Annotated in this window: 15 protein-coding genes; 9 read left to right on the forward strand and 6 right to left on the reverse strand. The window is 73.6% G+C overall.

Translation table 11 applies throughout. The features are described from left to right. The first annotated feature begins 25 nt into the window (after positions 1-25). Positions 26-439, forward strand: coding sequence for a ribosomal maturation YjgA family protein (locus tag ACZ3UD_RS10045; protein ID WP_465584697.1), 414 nt, complete (start codon positions 26-28; stop codon positions 437-439). Between the two features lie 7 nt (positions 440-446). Here ACZ3UD_RS10045 and ACZ3UD_RS10050 read toward each other — a convergent pair whose 3' ends face one another. Beyond that, complete coding sequence (locus tag ACZ3UD_RS10050; protein WP_465584705.1) at positions 447-1,229, reverse strand: SGNH/GDSL hydrolase family protein; 783 nt, start codon at positions 1,227-1,229, stop codon at positions 447-449. A gap of 220 nt (positions 1,230-1,449) precedes the next feature. Between ACZ3UD_RS10050 and ACZ3UD_RS10055 the strand changes: the two genes are divergently transcribed. Then, complete coding sequence (locus ACZ3UD_RS10055) at positions 1,450-2,361, forward strand: 4Fe-4S domain-containing protein (RefSeq protein WP_465584708.1); 912 nt, start codon at positions 1,450-1,452, stop codon at positions 2,359-2,361. A gap of 161 nt (positions 2,362-2,522) precedes the next feature. After that, a complete protein-coding gene (ddaH, locus tag ACZ3UD_RS10060; protein ID WP_465584711.1) occupies positions 2,523-3,350 on the forward strand; it encodes a dimethylargininase in 828 nt (275 codons plus the stop codon). On the opposite strand, the gene ACZ3UD_RS10065 is transcribed toward ddaH, so the two are convergent. From ACZ3UD_RS10065 to ACZ3UD_RS10075, 3 genes are read right to left on the reverse strand one after another with little or no spacing between them, the layout of a single operon-like run. Then, positions 3,337-3,993 carry a LutC/YkgG family protein gene (locus ACZ3UD_RS10065; RefSeq protein WP_465584713.1) on the reverse strand — a complete coding sequence of 219 codons (657 nt, stop codon included), beginning with the start codon at positions 3,991-3,993 and terminating at the stop codon, positions 3,337-3,339. The two genes, ddaH and ACZ3UD_RS10065, sit on opposite strands and share 14 nt — an antisense overlap. Next, on the reverse strand, positions 3,990-5,420 hold the full coding sequence (locus ACZ3UD_RS10070; RefSeq protein ID WP_465584716.1) for a lactate utilization protein B: 1,431 nt from the start codon (positions 5,418-5,420) through the stop codon (positions 3,990-3,992). The genes ACZ3UD_RS10065 and ACZ3UD_RS10070 overlap by 4 nt, the downstream gene beginning before the upstream one ends. Next, positions 5,417-6,178, reverse strand: coding sequence for a (Fe-S)-binding protein (locus tag ACZ3UD_RS10075; RefSeq protein WP_465585094.1), 762 nt, complete (start codon positions 6,176-6,178; stop codon positions 5,417-5,419). The genes ACZ3UD_RS10070 and ACZ3UD_RS10075 overlap by 4 nt, the downstream gene beginning before the upstream one ends. Before the next feature lie 369 nt (positions 6,179-6,547). Here ACZ3UD_RS10075 and ACZ3UD_RS10080 point away from each other — a divergent pair, with 369 nt between their 5' ends. The 3 genes from ACZ3UD_RS10080 to ACZ3UD_RS10090 all read left to right on the forward strand — a co-directional run bounded on the left by ACZ3UD_RS10080 (position 6,548) and on the right by ACZ3UD_RS10090 (position 10,097). Beyond that, entirely contained in the window at positions 6,548-8,197 is a 1,650-nt protein-coding gene (locus ACZ3UD_RS10080) for a beta-propeller fold lactonase family protein (RefSeq protein WP_465584719.1), read from the forward strand. A 98-nt stretch (positions 8,198-8,295) separates the two neighbouring features. Then, on the forward strand, positions 8,296-8,961 hold the full coding sequence (locus ACZ3UD_RS10085; protein ID WP_465584722.1) for a helix-turn-helix transcriptional regulator: 666 nt from the start codon (positions 8,296-8,298) through the stop codon (positions 8,959-8,961). Between the two features lie 5 nt (positions 8,962-8,966). After that, positions 8,967-10,097: an aminotransferase class I/II-fold pyridoxal phosphate-dependent enzyme gene (locus ACZ3UD_RS10090; protein WP_465584725.1), complete on the forward strand. Its 1,131-nt coding sequence runs from the start codon at positions 8,967-8,969 to the stop codon at positions 10,095-10,097. Positions 10,098-10,172: 75 nt separating this feature from the next. On the opposite strand, the gene nagB is transcribed toward ACZ3UD_RS10090, so the two are convergent. After that, the gene (gene nagB, locus ACZ3UD_RS10095) at positions 10,173-10,955 is read right to left on the reverse strand and encodes a glucosamine-6-phosphate deaminase (protein WP_465584728.1); all 783 of its coding nucleotides are present in this window, start codon (positions 10,953-10,955) and stop codon (positions 10,173-10,175) included. Positions 10,956-11,215: 260 nt separating this feature from the next. After that, positions 11,216-11,623 carry a hypothetical protein gene (locus ACZ3UD_RS10100; RefSeq protein WP_465584731.1) on the reverse strand — a complete coding sequence of 136 codons (408 nt, stop codon included), beginning with the start codon at positions 11,621-11,623 and terminating at the stop codon, positions 11,216-11,218. A 303-nt stretch (positions 11,624-11,926) separates the two neighbouring features. On the opposite strand from ACZ3UD_RS10100, the gene ACZ3UD_RS10105 reads away from it, so the two are divergent. The 3 genes from ACZ3UD_RS10105 to ACZ3UD_RS10115 all read left to right on the forward strand — a co-directional run bounded on the left by ACZ3UD_RS10105 (position 11,927) and on the right by ACZ3UD_RS10115 (position 15,412). Then, the gene (locus ACZ3UD_RS10105) at positions 11,927-12,688 is read left to right on the forward strand and encodes a serine/threonine protein kinase (protein WP_465584734.1); all 762 of its coding nucleotides are present in this window, start codon (positions 11,927-11,929) and stop codon (positions 12,686-12,688) included. Further along, on the forward strand, positions 12,685-14,220 hold the full coding sequence (locus ACZ3UD_RS10110) for a serine/threonine-protein kinase (protein ID WP_465584736.1): 1,536 nt from the start codon (positions 12,685-12,687) through the stop codon (positions 14,218-14,220). The genes ACZ3UD_RS10105 and ACZ3UD_RS10110 overlap by 4 nt, the downstream gene beginning before the upstream one ends. A 91-nt stretch (positions 14,221-14,311) precedes the next feature. Further along, on the forward strand, positions 14,312-15,412 hold the full coding sequence (locus ACZ3UD_RS10115; protein WP_465584739.1) for a calcium:cation antiporter: 1,101 nt from the start codon (positions 14,312-14,314) through the stop codon (positions 15,410-15,412). Positions 15,413-15,628 lie beyond the last annotated feature (216 nt).

Consider the following 15,628-nt stretch of genomic DNA (forward strand, 5'->3'; position numbering starts at 1 on the left):
GGGCGCCGGCCGTAGCCTGGGGCGGGTGAACGATCTTCGGAAGGGCCTGGTCGCACGACTCCCCGCTACCGCGGCCGCGCTGCTCACGGTGGCGGCCGGCCTGGGCGTACGTGCTGTGATGCCCGGCGACCCGGCCAAGTGCGCGGGCGACGCGCTCTACACCATCCTGGTGTACGCCCTGGTGGTGCTGGTCGCGCCGAGGGTACGCCCGGTGCGGGCGGCGGTCCTGGCGGCAGCGGCGAGTTGGGCGGTGGAGCTGTTCCAGGCCACCGGGCTGCCGGACGCCTGGGGCCGGCGCAGCGCGTTGGTCCACCTGGTGCTCGGGTCGACCTTCAATCCGCCGGACCTCGCCTGGTACCTGGTCGGCGCGGCCGGTGCCGCCCTGCTGCACCGGGTGCTGCGGGCCGGTCGCGCCACAGCACCCGGTGTCAGGAGCTGATGGTTCGTCAGAGCGGCAGCAGCTCCGGCCGCTTGGGCTCGACGTGGTCGCCCGAGGACTCGCCGCGCAGCCGTCGTCCGACCCACGGGAGCAGGTACTCGCGGGCCCACTGGATGTCCGCCCGCCGCTGGTCGGCCGGGGACAGGACCGGCGCGGCCGGCCACGGGTCCTCCGGGTCCTGCGCGGTGGCCAGGCCCAGCGAGCGGGCGGCCAGCAGGGCGACCCGCTGGTGGCCCTCGGGGGAGAGGTGCAGCCGGTCCTCGCTCCAGGCGCGGCGGTCCTGCACCGCGCGCAGCGACCACAGGTCGGCCACCTTGCAGCCGTAGCGGTCGGCGACCGCCCGCATGTGCCCGTTGTAGGTGGCGATCTTGCCGCGCAGGTGCTTGAGCAGCGGCACGTCCTTGGTGTCGAAGCCGGTGCAGATCAGCACCGTCCCGGCGGATTCGGCGAGTTGGGCGATGGCGGCCTCGAAGCGCTCGGCCACCTCGTCCGGGTCGCTGCCGGGCCGCAGGATGTCGTTGCCGCCGGCGCAGAAGGTGACCAGGTCGGGCTGGAGCCGGCGGACCTGCGGCACCTGCTCGGCCGCGATCTGGTCCAACAGCCGTCCGCGCACCGCCAGGTTGGCGTAGCGGAACCCGCCCGGCGGTCGCCCGTCGGCGAGCATCCCGGCCAGGCGATCCGCCCAGCCGGTGAAGGCGCCGCCCGCACCGGGGTCGTTCAGGCCCTCGGTGAAGCTGTCCCCGAGGGCGGCATACGAACTGAGGTCAAGGGTCTCCTGGAGGTTCGGCATGAAAGAGATAGTTCACCGAATCAAGTGACCTACGCCACCGTAGGTGACCGTGTGGGCACGTGAGATGGGCCACGTACTCTCAGGGACCACCCGCGCCCCCGCAGAGCGGCGCAGTCTGAAAACCACAAGATCCTTGCCCCCTTCCCGTTTTGGGGGCGAACGGACGATGCTCAAGGTGTGCGGCCGCCCCGGCCGCCGTCCTTCCAGGGGGAAGCCACCCGTGAACCGCTCCGAGAACCCGACCGCCGACCAGAACCCGACCGCCGACCAGAACTGGACCATCGACGACCGCTGCACCAACTGCGACGTCGCCCGGCAGCTCGCGCCCGACCTGATCATCGAGCGCAACCGCAGGTCCGAACTGATCCGCCAGCCGCGTGACGAGGCCGAGCGGCAGCAGCTGCTCGCCGCCGCCCACGCCTGCCCGACCCGCTCGATCCGCCGGGGCAACGGCCGGCTCGACCCGGCCACCGACCCGTTCCCGCTCACCCTGGACGACGGGGTGCTGCTGCTCGGCCACAACTCCCGGCGCAACGCGGGCGCCAACTCCTATCTCTGCCGTCGCCCGGGCGGCTGGGTGATGATCGACACGCCCCGCTTCAGCGAGGGCCTCGCCGCCCGCTACGAGGCGCTCGGCCCGGTCACCGACGTCCTGCTCACCCACCGCGACCACGCCGTGCACGGACGTGCGTACGCCGACCGGCTGGGCGCCCGGCTCTGGATCCACGAGGGCGACCTCGAGTCCGCGCCCGACGCCGACCAGGTGCTGCGCGGTATCGAGCCGGTGGAGATCTCCCCGGGCCTGGTCGCCCACCCCTTCCCCGGCCACACCCTCGGCAGCGTGCTGTACGTCGCCGACGAGCGCTACTGCTTCAGCGGCGACAGCCTGTACTGGTCCCGCACCAACCAGGACATCGAGGTGCAGGAGGCGGTGACCTGGTACTCGATCGAGGAGCAGTCCGCCTCGCTGGACCGCAGCCTGGGCGCGCTGCGCTTCGAGTGGCTGCTGCCCGGCCACGGAGACAAGCGCCGGATGCCCGCCGAGGAGGCCGACCGCCGCCTGCGCGCCCTCGCCGTGCGCGCCCGGGCGCTGCGCACCGAGCCGGTGGACTTCGCTGCGGTGCGCTGGTAGCCGCCGGACACCAGGGCCCGTGCGCCGGGGCTCGCGCCGGGTGCGCGGGGGGTTGCGCCCGGCGGGGGCGCCCGCGCGGGTGTGCGAACGGGAGCGGCGGGGCAGCCGCCTCTGGAGCGAGGCGTACCCCCGACTTCCCGAGATCCGAGGACGGTTGAGCAATGCCCACGCACACCCCGGCACGCACGGCGCGGCCGCGCCGCTACCTGATGTGCCGGCCGACGTACTTCACGGTGGACTACGCGATCAACCCGTGGATGGACCCGACGCAACCCACCGACACCGCGCTGGCCGTCCGCCAGTGGGAGCGGCTCTACCGGACGTACCGCCGCCTCGGCCACACCGTCGAGCTGATCGACCCGGTGCCCGGGCTGCCCGACATGGTGTACGCCGCGAACGGCGCCACCGTGCTGGACGGCCGGGCCCTGGTGGCGACCTTCCGCCACCCGGAGCGGGCCGCCGAGTCCGGGGCCTACCAGGCCTGGTTCCGCTCGCGCGGCTACCGCGCGGTGCGGCGCGCCGGGCACGTCAACGAGGGCGAGGGCGACCACCTGGTGGTCGGCCGCCGGGTGCTCGCCGGGACGGGCTTCCGCACCTCGCGGGCCGCGCACGCCGAGGCGGAGGAGCTGTTCGGCGTGCCGGTGGTCAGCCTCACCCTGGTCGACCCGCGCTTCTACCACCTGGACACCGCGCTGGCCGTCCTCGCCGACGACCACGTCATGTACTACCCGGAGGCCTTCGACGCCCGCAGCCGCTCGGTGCTGCGCTCCCTCTACCCGGACGCGATCCTCGCCGACCGGGCCGACGCCGAGGTGTTCGGGCTGAACGCGGTGTCGGACGGCCGCCGGGTGCTGCTGCCGGAGGCCGCCAAGAACCTGGCGGGCCGGCTCACCGAGCACGGCTACGAGCCGATCCCGGTGGACGTCTCGGAGCTGCTCAAAGGCGGTGGCGGGGCGAAGTGCTGCACCCTGGAGCTCAGGCTCCAGTGACGTCCGGCGATGTGAGCAGCACCTCCAGGGTGCGCGGCCCGTGCACCCCCTCGACCCGGTCCAGCTCGATGTCGCTGGTCGCCGAGGGCCCGGAGATCCAGGTCTGCGGGCGTGCCGGGTCGAGCCGGGGCAGCGCGAGCGGCACCGAGGCGACGACCTGCTCGGGCGCCCGGACCACGCAGATGTGGTGGTCCGGGACGAGCGAGAGCAGCCGTCGGCCCTGACCGGGTCCGGCGTCCAGCACGATCGTCCCGGTCTCGGCGATCGCCAGCGCGCAGCCGGTGACCACGCTGTCCACTGCGTCCAGCCGGGCGGCGGTGAGGCCGTTGCCGTCCGGCAGCAGCTCGACGTCACCGGCTGCGGAGAGCCACGAGGCCGGCAGGCCGTCCGGCACGGCGACCGTGCGGCTGCCGCGCTGGGCGAGCAACTCGGCGACGCGCACGGGAAGTTCGGCGGTGGAACAGCGGTGCACCAGCGCCCGGTAGTCGGCCAGGTTGCGGTGCAGCAGGTCGAGCAGCGCCGCCGGATCGTCCGTCGCCACGTGTGCGCTCCGGTAACCGCGCGGCAGCGGCTGTTCGGCCGCCTCGGCGGCGTCCCCGAGCGCGGCCCGGATCCGGCCGAGGACCAACTCCCTTGAGCTCATCCCCGGTTCCTCCTCCACCAGTCGCGGAACGGTTCGGCCGGCACCTGGGGCAGGTCCCGGGTGTCGGTCCAGGCCCGCCCCGGCCCGGGCAGCCGGCGCGGGTGCAGCGCCCGGGTGCGCCCGGCCAGCCGTTCGGCGGCCGCCAGCGCCGCCGGGTGGTCCAGCACGTACCCGGCGGCCGCCATCGCCGCCCGCTCCAGCGGGTGCCCGCCCTGTTCGGCGACCCGCTCGCGCAGGTGCACCAGCACCTCGGGGATGTCGATCGCCACCGGGCACACCTCGTAGCAGGCCCCGCAGAGCGAGGAGGCGTACGGCAGCGAGGCGTCCACCGGGCTGGCGGTGCCGCGCAGTTGGGGCGTCAGGATGGCGCCGATCGGGCCCGGGTAGACCGAGCCGTAGGCGTGCCCGCCGGCCCGCTCGTACACCGGGCAGACGTTGAGGCAGGCCGAGCAGCGGATGCAGCGCAGCGCCTGGCGGCCGACCTGGTCGGCCAGCGCGGCGGTGCGCCCGTTGTCCAGCAGCACCAGGTGGAACTCGGAGGGGCCGTCGCCCTCGGTCGTCCCGGTCCAGAGCGAGGTGTACGGGTTCATCCGTTCGGCGGTGGAGGAGCGGGGGAGCAGTTGGAGGAAGACCTCCAGGTCCCGCCAGGTCGGCACGACCTTCTCGATGCCGACCACGGAGATCAGGGTGCGGGGGAGGGTGAGGCACATCCGGCCGTTGCCCTCGGACTCGACCACCACCAGGGTGCCGGTCTCGGCGACCATGAAGTTGGCGCCGGAGATCGCCACTTGGGCCCGCAGGAACTTCTCCCGCAGGTGCAGCCGGGCGGCCTCGGCGAGTTCGGCGGGGCGGTCGGTCAGCCCCTCGGGCGCGGGGCGGCCCCAGGCGGCCATCCGCTCGGCGAAGATCTCCCGGATCTCGGCCCGGTTGCGGTGGATCGCCGGGACCAGGATGTGCGAGGGCCGGTCCTCGCCCAACTGCACGATCAGCTCGGCGAGATCGGTCTCGTAGGCGGTGATCCCCTCGGCCGCCAGCGCTTCGTTGAGCCCGATCTCCTGGGTGGCCATCGATTTGACCTTGACCACATCACGCTTCTCATGGTCACTGGCTCCGGTGGCCCGGACCAGCGCGGCGACGATCCGGTTGGCCTCCTCGGCGTCCGCCGCCCAGTGCACGGTGCCGCCCGCCGCCGTGACGGACTCCTCCAACTGCACCAGGTAGCGGTCGAGATGGCGCAGCGTGTGGTCCTTGATCGCCTTCCCGGCGGCGCGCAGCTCGGCCCAGTCGTCGAGTTCGGCGACGGCCCGGGCGCGCTTGTCGCGGATGGTGTGGGTGGCGTGCCGCAGGTTGGCGCGCAGCTGCCCGTCCCGTACCGCCCGGGCGGCGGCCTGTGGGAAGGCGGGCATGCCGACGAAAGTGCTGCTCACGAAGGCCTCCAGGGGTGCTCCTCGGTGCTGGCCAGGATCTCCGCGAGGTGCAGCGGCCGAAGCGGCTCGCCCCGGCGACGCAGGGTGCCGTCGAGGTGCAGCAGGCAGGAGTTGTCGGCGCCGCACAGCACGTGGGCGCCGGTGCCGAGGGCGTTGGCGAGCTTGTCCTCGGCCATCGCCGCCGACACCGCCGCGTTCTTCACCGCGAAGGTCCCGCCGAAGCCGCAGCACTCCTCCGCGCCGGGCAGCTCCACCAGTTCCAGGCCCTTGACGGCGCGCAGCAGTCGAAGCGGCCGCTCGCCCAGGCCGAGCACCCGCAGGCCGTGGCAGGACGGGTGGTAGGTGACGGTGTACGGGAAGTACGCGCCGACGTCCTCGACGCCCAGCACGTCGGTGAGGAACTCGGTGAGTTCGACCACTCGGGGTGCCAGGTCGACGGCGGCGTCGGTGAGTTCGCCGCCCCGGCCCTCGGCGACGGCTCGGGCGCCGATCCGCGGGTAGTTGTCCCGGACCATCGCCACGCAGGAGCCCGAGGGCGTCACCACGTGGTCGTACCCGGCGAAGGCCCGGGCCGTGCGTCGCACCAGCGGTTCGCAGGCCCGGCGGTAGCCGGTGTTGTAGTGCGGCTGCCCGCAGCAGGTCTGCCCGGCGGGGAAGTCCACCGTCACCCCGAGCCGCTCCAGCAGCCGGACGGTGGCGACCGCCGTGGCGGGGAACAGCGCGTCGTTGACGCAGGTGGCGAACAGCGCGACCCGCAACCCGGACTCCTTCGGTCGAAGCGGCACCGGTCCGCCCGTAATCGTATCGGGCGGGCCCGCGCTGACGAAGGATCTGACGGAGGATCTGACGGAGGATCTCAGGCACCGAGCCAGAGGTCCGGGCCGAACACCTCGTAGTGGATGTCCGCCGCGGTTCGATCGAGACCCTGGTCGCGTTCCCCGGGTGGGGCCGGTGGAGCGGCTCGCGGCCCGGTGCGGCCGTCGAAGCCGCATCCGGTCGAATCCGAACAGTTGGCGACATTACCGATCAGCTCCTGACGCACCATCAGCACGCCTTCTACGCTTCGTGCGGCTCCGGAACCACGTCATTCACCGCACCCCTCGGCCCATCCCCCTGGAGAAGATTCCGTGAGAGCACGTCGCGCACCCCGGCGCACCTGGACGGCGCTGGTGGCGATATCCGCAGCCACGGCCGCACTGCTGTCCCAGCCCGTGACCGCCGAGGCGGCCGCACCGCCGCCGACCGTGACCGCCCACGTGCCGGTGGCGCCCTACCCGGCCGGGGTGGCGCTCACGCCGGACGGCGCCCGGGCGTACGTGACCAGCCAGAGCAGTGGCACGGTGAGCGTGCTGGACACCGCGAGCAAGGCCGTGACCGGCAGCTTCACCGCCGGCACCGGCTCGTACGCGGTCGCCCTCTCGCCAGACGGGCACCGGGCCTACCTGACCCACCACCTGGACAACGCGGTCAGCGTGGTGGACACCGCGAGCGACACCGTCATCGCCACCGTCCCGGTCGGCGCCCAGCCCTGGGGCCTGGCGCTGTCGTCGGACGGCACGCGCGCCTACGTCAGCAACGCCGGGGCCGACACCGTGAGCGTGCTGGACACGTCGTCCAACACCGTCACGGCCACCGTCCCGGTCGGCGCCGAGCCGCACGGGCTGGCCGTCTCGCCGGACGGCAAGCGGCTGTACGTCGCGGCCTCCAGCGGCAAGGCGGTGAACGTGGTCGACACCGCGAGCGGCACGGTGAGCGCCACCGTGGCCGTCGGCCACAGCGCCTTCGGCCTGGCGCTCAGCCCGGACGGCAGCCGGCTGTGGGTCGCCGACGGGGACGACAGCACCGCCGCGGTGATCGACACCGGCGCCAACACCCTGCTCGGCACCGTCGCGGTCGGCAACGGCCCGTACACCGTCACCCTCGCCCCGGACGGCTCCGCCGCGTACGTCTCCAACTACAACGACAACACCCTGAGTGTGGTCGACACCGCGAGCCGGACGGTCACCGCGACCGTGCCGGTCGGCGCCAGCCCGTACACCCTGGCGCTGAGCGCCGACGGGCGGCGTGGCTACCTCGCCGACTTCACCGGCAACGCCGTCGACCTGCTGAACTTCCCGCTGCCGGTGCCCGCGGTGACCGGGATTAGCCCGAGCGGCGGCTCCGGGGCGGGCGGTACCACGGTGACCGTCACCGGGACCGACCTGAACGGCGCCACCGCCGTCACCTTCGGCGCGGCCGGCGCGGCCACCTCCTTCAGCTGCACCAGGACCAGCTGCACCGCGACCGCCCCGGCCACCACGGTGACCGGCCCGGTGGACGTCCAGGTCGCCACGCCCGGCGGCACCAGCGCCGCCGTCGCCGCCGACCGCTTCAGCTACACCGCGCCCAGCGCCCACCTGGGCGTCGCGCTCACCGCGACCCCGGCCACCGACCTGTTCGCCGGCCGGGTCGACTACACCGTCACCCTCACCGGCCAGGGCCCCGACCCGGTGGCCTCGGCCACCGTCTCGGCCGACCTGCCCGCCGGCCTGGCCGCGAGCTCCAGCGACTGCACCGTGGCCGCCGGCAAGCTCACGTGCACCCTGAGCGCCCCGCTCGCCAAGGGCGCCAGCGCCACCCGGCACTTCTCCCTCGGCGTCGGCCCGCTGAACCTGGTCAGCAGCTGGGACGTCACGGTGGCCCGCAACGCCGGCGCCCCCGCCGACCCGTCGCCCGCCACCAGCAAGGACACCCGCAGCTGCACCTCCGTCCTCGGCCTGCTGATCACCTGCGGCTGAGCGACACCCGCTCCCCAGAGGCCTCGCCCGCACCCGTGGGCGGGGCCTCTGCCAAGCAGTCCTGGACGAAGTGTCCGGTCCGGACGTACAGTCCATGCATGCCTGCCGAAGACCCCGACCCGCGCGTCCGGACCTGGTCACCCGTCTGCCGCGCGGTGGCCCTGCTGCTCGGCCCCTACGCCGAGGTGGTGCTGCACGACACCGCCACCGACCGGGTGCTCGCCATCTGGAACCCGATGACCACCCGCGCCCCCGGCGACCCCTCCCTGCTCGGCGAACTGGACCAGCTGGGCCCGTCCGCGCCCGACGTCTACGGCCCCTACGAGAAGCTGCTGCCGGACGGCCGGCGGCTCTCCTCGGTCAGCGCCGTACTGCGCGACCAGGCCGGAAACCCCTCGGCGGTGCTCTGCGTCAACCTCGACCGGGGGCCGCTGGACCAGGCCGCCGCCCTGCTGGCGAACTTCGCCGCGCCCACCGCGCCCCGCCCCGAGCCGCTGTTCGAACGCGACTGGACCGAGCGGATGAACGACGTGATCGGCGGCCACGTCCGAGCCCAGGGCCGCCCGCTGGAACGCTTCACCCGCGAGGACCGGCTCACCGTGCTGCGCGAACTGGACGAGGCCGGGATCTTCGCCGTCCGCCGCGCCGTCCCCGCCGTCGCCACCGCACTGCGGATCTCCCGCTCCACCGCCTACGCCCTGCTCGCCGAGCTCAAGCACCCGGCGGGCCCCGGCCCCAGCGCCGCCAGCCCCAGGAAGGACTGAGACCGATGACCCAGCTGCCCGACTTCCGGCTCGAAACCTACTTCTCGCGCTGGGAGTTCACCGCGCGCCACCACCTCACCGCCTCCGACGCCCAGACCATGACGATGGCCGAGCTGCTCGCCCTGGCCGGCCCCGAGGACCGCGAGGCCTGGGACACCCTCGCGCTCGGCTACACCGAGACCTACGGCGACCCGGGCCTGCGCCAGGCCATCGCCGGGATGTACGACCGGGTCGAGGCGGAAGACGTGATCTGCTTCGGCGGCGCCCAGGAGGGGATCAACCTCGCCATGCAGGTGCTGCTCGAACCGGGCGACCACGCCGTGGTGCTGACCCCCAACTACCAGTCCGCCGAGACGATCCCGCTCTCACTCTGCGAGGTCACCGGCGTCGCGCTGGACGAGCGGCAGGACTGGGCGCTCGACCTGGACGCGGTCGAGGCGGCGCTGCGCCCCAACACCAAGCTGCTCTCGGTCAACTTCCCCAACAACCCGACCGGCACGCTGATCGACGCCGCCGACTTCAGCCGCCTCGTCGACCTGTGCGAGGAGCGCGGCATCCGGCTGTTCTCGGACGAGGTCTACCGCGGCCTGGAGCGCGACCCGGCCCGCATCCTGCCGCAGGCCGCCGACCTGTCGGCGACGGCGCTCTCGCTCAACGTCACCTCCAAGTCGCTCGGCCTGCCCGGGCTGCGGATCGGCTGGATCGCCTGCCGGGACCGCGAGCTGCGCACCCGGCTGGAGCGGGCCAAGCACTACACCACCATCTGCAACTCGGCGCCCAGCGAGGTGCTGGCCCGGATCGCGATCACCGCCCGGGACCGGATCCTGGACCGCAACCGGGGCATCATCGCGGAGAACCTGCCGCGGTTCGACGCCTTCTTCGCCGAGTTCCCCGAGCTCTTCGACTGGCGCGCTCCGGACGGCGGCTGCGTCGCCTACCCGCGCTACCTCGGCGCGGACGGGGTGGAGGACTTCTGCACGGCGCTGGTCGAGCAGGCGGGGGTGCTGCTGATGCCCGCGAGCATGTTCCGCTCCGAGCTCACCCCCACCCCGGCCGACCGCTTCCGGATCGGCGTCGGCCGCAGCGACCCGGGCCCGGCGCTGGAGGCCTTCGCCGACTGGCTCCGCAAGCGGTAGCGGACACGAACGGCCGGGGCGCCGACCCATGGAGACCGTGGAGCTCGGCGCCCCGGCTGCTGCGGCTGCTACGGGTCAGAGCTTCTGCCAGGCCGGCTTGGCCGCGTAGGTGTCGCGGAAGTAGTCGGCCAGCTTGAGGCGGGAGGCGGCGGCCTCGTCCACCACCACGGTGGCGTGCGGGTGCAGCTGCAGCGCCGAGGCGGGGACGGCGGCGGCGAGCGGGCCCTCGACGGCCAGCGCGACGGCCTCGGCCTTGGCCTCGCCGGTGGCGAGCAGCACCAGGTGGCGGGCCTCCAGGATGGTGCCGATGCCCTGGGTGATGACGTGGTGCGGGACCTCGTCGATGCTGTCGAAGAATCGGGCGTTGTCCACCCGGGTCTGCCGGGTCAGGGTCTTGATCCGGGTCCGCGAGGCGAGCGAGGAGCAGGGCTCGTTGAAGCCGATGTGGCCGTCGGTGCCGATGCCGAGCAACTGCAGGTCCACGCCGCCGGCCCCGGCCAGCGCGCGGTCGTAGGCGGTGGCGGCCGCGGCGATGTCGGCGGCGTTGCCGTCCGGGCCCAGGAAGGACTCCTCGGTCAGGCCGAGCGGCTCCACGACCTCGCGCAGCACGACCGAGCGGTAGGACTCCGGGTGGCCGGCGGGCAGGCCGACGTACTCGTCCAGCTGGCAGATGCGCGCCCGGGAAGCGTCCAGGCGGCCGTCCCGGACCCGGGCGGCGAGGGCCTGGTAGATCGGCAGCGGGGTCGAGCCGGTCGCGACGCCGAGCAGGGCCTCGGGCTTGTCGGTCAGCAGATCGGTGATCGCCGCGGCGATGAGTTCGCCGGCCGCTGTGGCGTCAGGGACGATCACGATTTCCATACTGGGTCCACCGTTCTGAGGCGAGTCTGAGGTCTAGACCTCCGAGGTCTAGACCAGTTTGCCGTGAACGGGGCCTTTAGGTCCACCCGGGGCCGGTGCGGGCCGGTGGGCGTACCGCCTGGTGGGGGCCGTCGGGGCGGGTGCGGAGCTCGGGGCGGGTGTGGAGGGAGCCGGGGCGCGAACGCCCCGGCTCCCGGTGCCCTGTCCTGCGGATGCCGCCTCGTCGTGCGGAACGGGTGGTGCGTCGGGGCGGCCCCCGGTCAGAACGGGTTGGTACAGGTGGTGACCTGCTTGCTCGCGTCCAGCGCCGGGCCGGCGGTGGCGCAGATGACGCGCGGGGCGGTGGCGGTCACACGGGGGGTGACGGCCTGGGCCGAGCCGAGCCGCACGGTGGTGGCGCTGGCGACCGGCTCCCACGGGCTGCCCCAGGCCTGCTGGGTGCGGACCTCGACCTGAACCATCGTCAACTGGTTCGGGTCGGCGCTGACCTGGGCGACGCCGACGATGCCCTCGCCGTCGATCTGGTGCGAGACGCAGGGGCGGTTGAGCACCGTGGCGCAGGCCGCGGTGCCGGTCTCGGACGTCGCCGTGGCGGCCGTGGCGGGACCGGCCGTCAGGGTCGCGATCCCTGCCACCGTCATCATCACAGCTGCGATCCGAGTGCGCATGATGCGAACCTCCTTGGAAATTAAGGGAATCTCACTCCTTGAGATGAGTCTTGCACAAATCATGGACGTGTTGCGTGTGCGTTGCGTCACACTCATGGTGACTGTTCAACTACTGGCTGCAATCGTTCGCTGAACGTTCGGCGCGCGGACGAACTGCGGTCTGACAAATGATCAGTTCTTTGGCTGACAACTCCCCGGCAACCGGCCGTGGTTGGCGGTGTTCCTTCACCCGTCCGAGTGGCGCCTCGCCGCTGCGGCGAATCGGACGGATAGCATCGAACCGACCCCAGCGGAGGTGACTGCGTGGACACGGTCATCGTGCAACTGCCCGGCCCGGGGCCGGACATGGCGCCCAGAGCGGCGCCCGGACTGCTGCGGATGGGCCCGGGCGAGACGGCGGTGTTCGGGCGCGGCGAACCCGGTAGGCCGGTCGCCATCCCGCTGAGCGACCAGGGCGTCTCCCGCCGCGCCGGCGAGGTGGCCGCCGCCGAGGACTACTGGCGGCTGTCCAACTTCAGCACCACCGCCACGTATGTGGTCGAGAACCTGGAGGGCGCGGGGGAGCACGTCAAGGTGGCCCCCGGGCGGCTCGGCGCACCCGTTCCCTTCGAGCTCTCCCGGGTGCTCCTGCCCGCCCTCGGAACACCCGCCTCCTTCAAGGTCTTCGCCCCGCAGCACGCCTACCTGGACGGCGGCCCGATCGGCGCCGACGGCGAGCGCACCGTCAGCCCCTTCGCCCTGGACCCGACCGCCAAGTACTTCCTCGTCCTGCTCGCGCTCTGCGAACCCCGGCTGCGCTCGCCCTCCACCGCCGCCGTCCCCGGCGTGACGGAGGTGCTGGCCCGGCTGCGCGCCCTGTCCTCCTGCCGCGGGCTGACCCGCTCGGCGGTGAACTACCACATCGACTACCTGGTGTGCGCCAAACTGCGGCTGCGCGAGCCGTACGAGCAGGGCCCGGCCGGCGGCAAGCGCGAGGAACTCGTCGCCCTGGCCCTGAAGTTCGACCTCGTCCGGGAGGAGCACCTGACCCTGCTCCCGCCCCGGCGCCCGGCCGCCCGGCCGTGACCCCCGCCGATCAACCGGGCGCCGCCCGGCCGGACCCCCAGCCATCCGAGGAGCGGCACCCTCCGCAGGCCCGCCCGCCCTTCGAGGTCCCCGAGGGCTACCCGCTGGCCGGCTACCGCACCGGAGCCTTCCTCGGCGCGGGTGCCTGGGGCAGCGTCTACGCCGCCGAGGGCCCGGACGGCACCCCGGCCGCCGTCAAGATCCTCGGCCCGGCCCGGTTCAGCCCCGGCCAGCGCCGCACCGCGGCCCAGATGGCCCACAGCGAGCTGCGGTTCAGCCGCCGCGCCGACCACCCCCACCTGATCCGCACCCTCGCCGTGGTCACCGTCGAGGACCCCGACCACCCCGCCCTGGACGGCGCCGTGGCCCTGGTGATGGAACGCGCCGCCCGCAGCCTGCAGGACCTCCTCGCCACCGCCCGCCCCGGCACGGCGGTGCCCGGCGCCGAGCGCGTCCTCGCCCAGGTCTGCGCCGGACTGACCCACATGCACCGGGGTGGCTGGGTCCACGGGGACCTCAAACCGGCCAATATCCTGCTGATGCCCGACGGCACCGCCAAGATCGCCGACTTCGGCCTCACCGCCGAACTGGAGGGCACCCACGCGTACGCCCCGCCGCTGGGCTCGCCCGACCACGTCCCGCCCGAGTGGTGGTCCCAGCGCACCGGCGCGCGCGGGGTCGCGCTGCGCCCCAGCGCCGACATCTGGGCCTTCGGGGTGATCGCCCACCAGCTGCTCACCGGCGGGCTGCACCCCTTCCTCGGCGCCACCGCCCGGGCCCGCTCGCTGGCCGCCCAGGCGTACGCCCGCGGCGCGGCCCCACTGCGGCCGGACCAGGCGTTGCCCGCACCCTGGCGCGCCGTGGTGGCCGCCTGCCTGACCGCCGACCGGGACCAGCGCTCCCGCACCGACCTCGCCGCGCTGGTCGCCCGCGCCACCGCCCGTCCGGCCGGGCGCCGCCGCGCCGCCGCCCGGGCCGGCCTGGGCCTGCTGACCTGCGCCGCCGTCGTGCTCGCGCTGACCGGCGGCCCCGAGCCCACCGGGTCGGACGCCCACCGGGCCGCGCCGCCGCCGGGGGCGATCCCGGCCAGCTCGGACGTCCCGACGGCCTACCGCGGCATGATCGAGGAGGCGGCCCGGCGCTGCCCAGAGCCGGAGGTCACGCCGATCCTGCTGGCCGCGATGCTCAAGGCCGAGAGCGGCTTCGACCCGAACGCGGCCCGCCCGGAGACCGGCGAGTACGGCATCGCGATGTGGACGCCCGCCGTCTTCGACGCGTGGTCCAAGGCCGCCAACCACCCCGGTCCCAAGTCCTACCTGGACCCGGGCGACGCGATCGCCGCGATGGGCAACTACGTCTGCTGGCTGGACCAGCAGCTCAAGCGACGCGGCTTCAGCCGCGACCTGCCCGCCCTGGTCACCGCCGGCTACCGCACCAGTGACAAGACCGTGGCGGCCGCCGGGGGCGTCCCGGAGCGGGTCCGACCGCATGTCGACAGGGTGCTCAGGTACCTTGCCGGCTACGGCGGGTGACTGTCCATATCGGGATGAGTCATGCCACATCCATACGTATCCCGGCGCGGGCACCCGGGTGACCGGCCCGTGGTCTGGGATCCTCGGCCGCATGATCACGAAGCTCCGCGCGGTCACCGCGCAGTGGACCGTCGTCGTCCCCGTGGTGGCGTTCGTCGTCCTCGCCCTGACCTGGCACGAGGACCTGCCCGGCTGGGTGGTGGGCGTGGTCGCGTGTTTCCTGGTGGGTGCCGTGCTGGCCGCCGTGCACCACGCCGAGGTCATCGCGCGCTGGACCGGGGAGCCGTTCGGATCGCTCGTGCTCGCGGTGGCGGTCACCGTGATCGAGGTCGCGCTGATCGTGACGCTGATGGCCGACGGCGGGGACAAGTCCTCCACCCTGGCCCGGGACACCGTGTTCGCCGCCGTGATGATCGCCTGCAACGGGATCCTCGGCCTGTCCATCCTGGTAGCCGCGATCAAGTACCGCACCGCCGTCTTCAACGCCGAGGGCACCGGCGCCGCGCTCGCCTGCGTCGCGACCCTCGCCACGCTCAGCCTGGTGCTGCCGACCTTCACCACCAGCGCGCCGGGCCCGCAGTTCTCCACCACCCAGCTGAGCTACGCGGCCACCGCCTCGCTGCTGGTGTACGGGCTGTTCGTGACCACCCAGACGCTGCGGCACCGGGACTACTTTGTGCCGGTCACCGCCGAGGGCGAGATCCGGGTGGACGAAGACCATGCCAGCCCGCCCACCCTCCGGGCCGCCGGGGTCAGCCTGCTGCTGCTCGCCGTCGCGCTGGTCGCGGTGGTCGGCCTGGCCAAGGGCGTCTCGCCGACCATCGAGTCCGCGGTGGACGACGCCGGGCTGCCGCACGCCGTGGTCGGCGTGGTGATCGCCATGATGGTGCTGCTGCCGGAGACCATCGCGGCGCTGCGCGCGGCCCTGCGCAACCGGGTGCAGACCAGCCTCAACCTGGCCCTGGGCTCGGCGCTCGCCAGTATCGGCCTGACCATCCCGGTGGTCGCCATCGCCTCCGCCTGGCTCTCCGGCCCGCTCGTCCTCGGCCTGGAACCCGCGCACATGGTGCTGCTCACGCTGACCGTCGTGCTCGGCACCCTGACGGTCATCCCGCGCCGGGCGACCATGCTCCAGGGCGCGGTGCACCTGGGGGTGCTGGCGGAATTCGTGGTGCTGGCGGTGAACCCCTGAGGGCCCGTGCTCCGTACTCCCGAGTGGAAGCCCCTGGTCCGTCCCCCGTACGGGCCAGGGGCTTTGAGGGCCTGTCTTGCGGGTCCTCGCCGGGGCCACAAGACAGGCCCTGCTGCCGCGCCCCCGGTGCCGGACCCCGCAGGGTGCGCCGCCCGTGGTCACGGCGGGGAGCCCCCGTCCCGCGGCTGTCCGCGGGTCAGGGGCTCCGTGGTGCCG

Source organism: Kitasatospora sp. NPDC023118 (assembly GCF_055560875.1).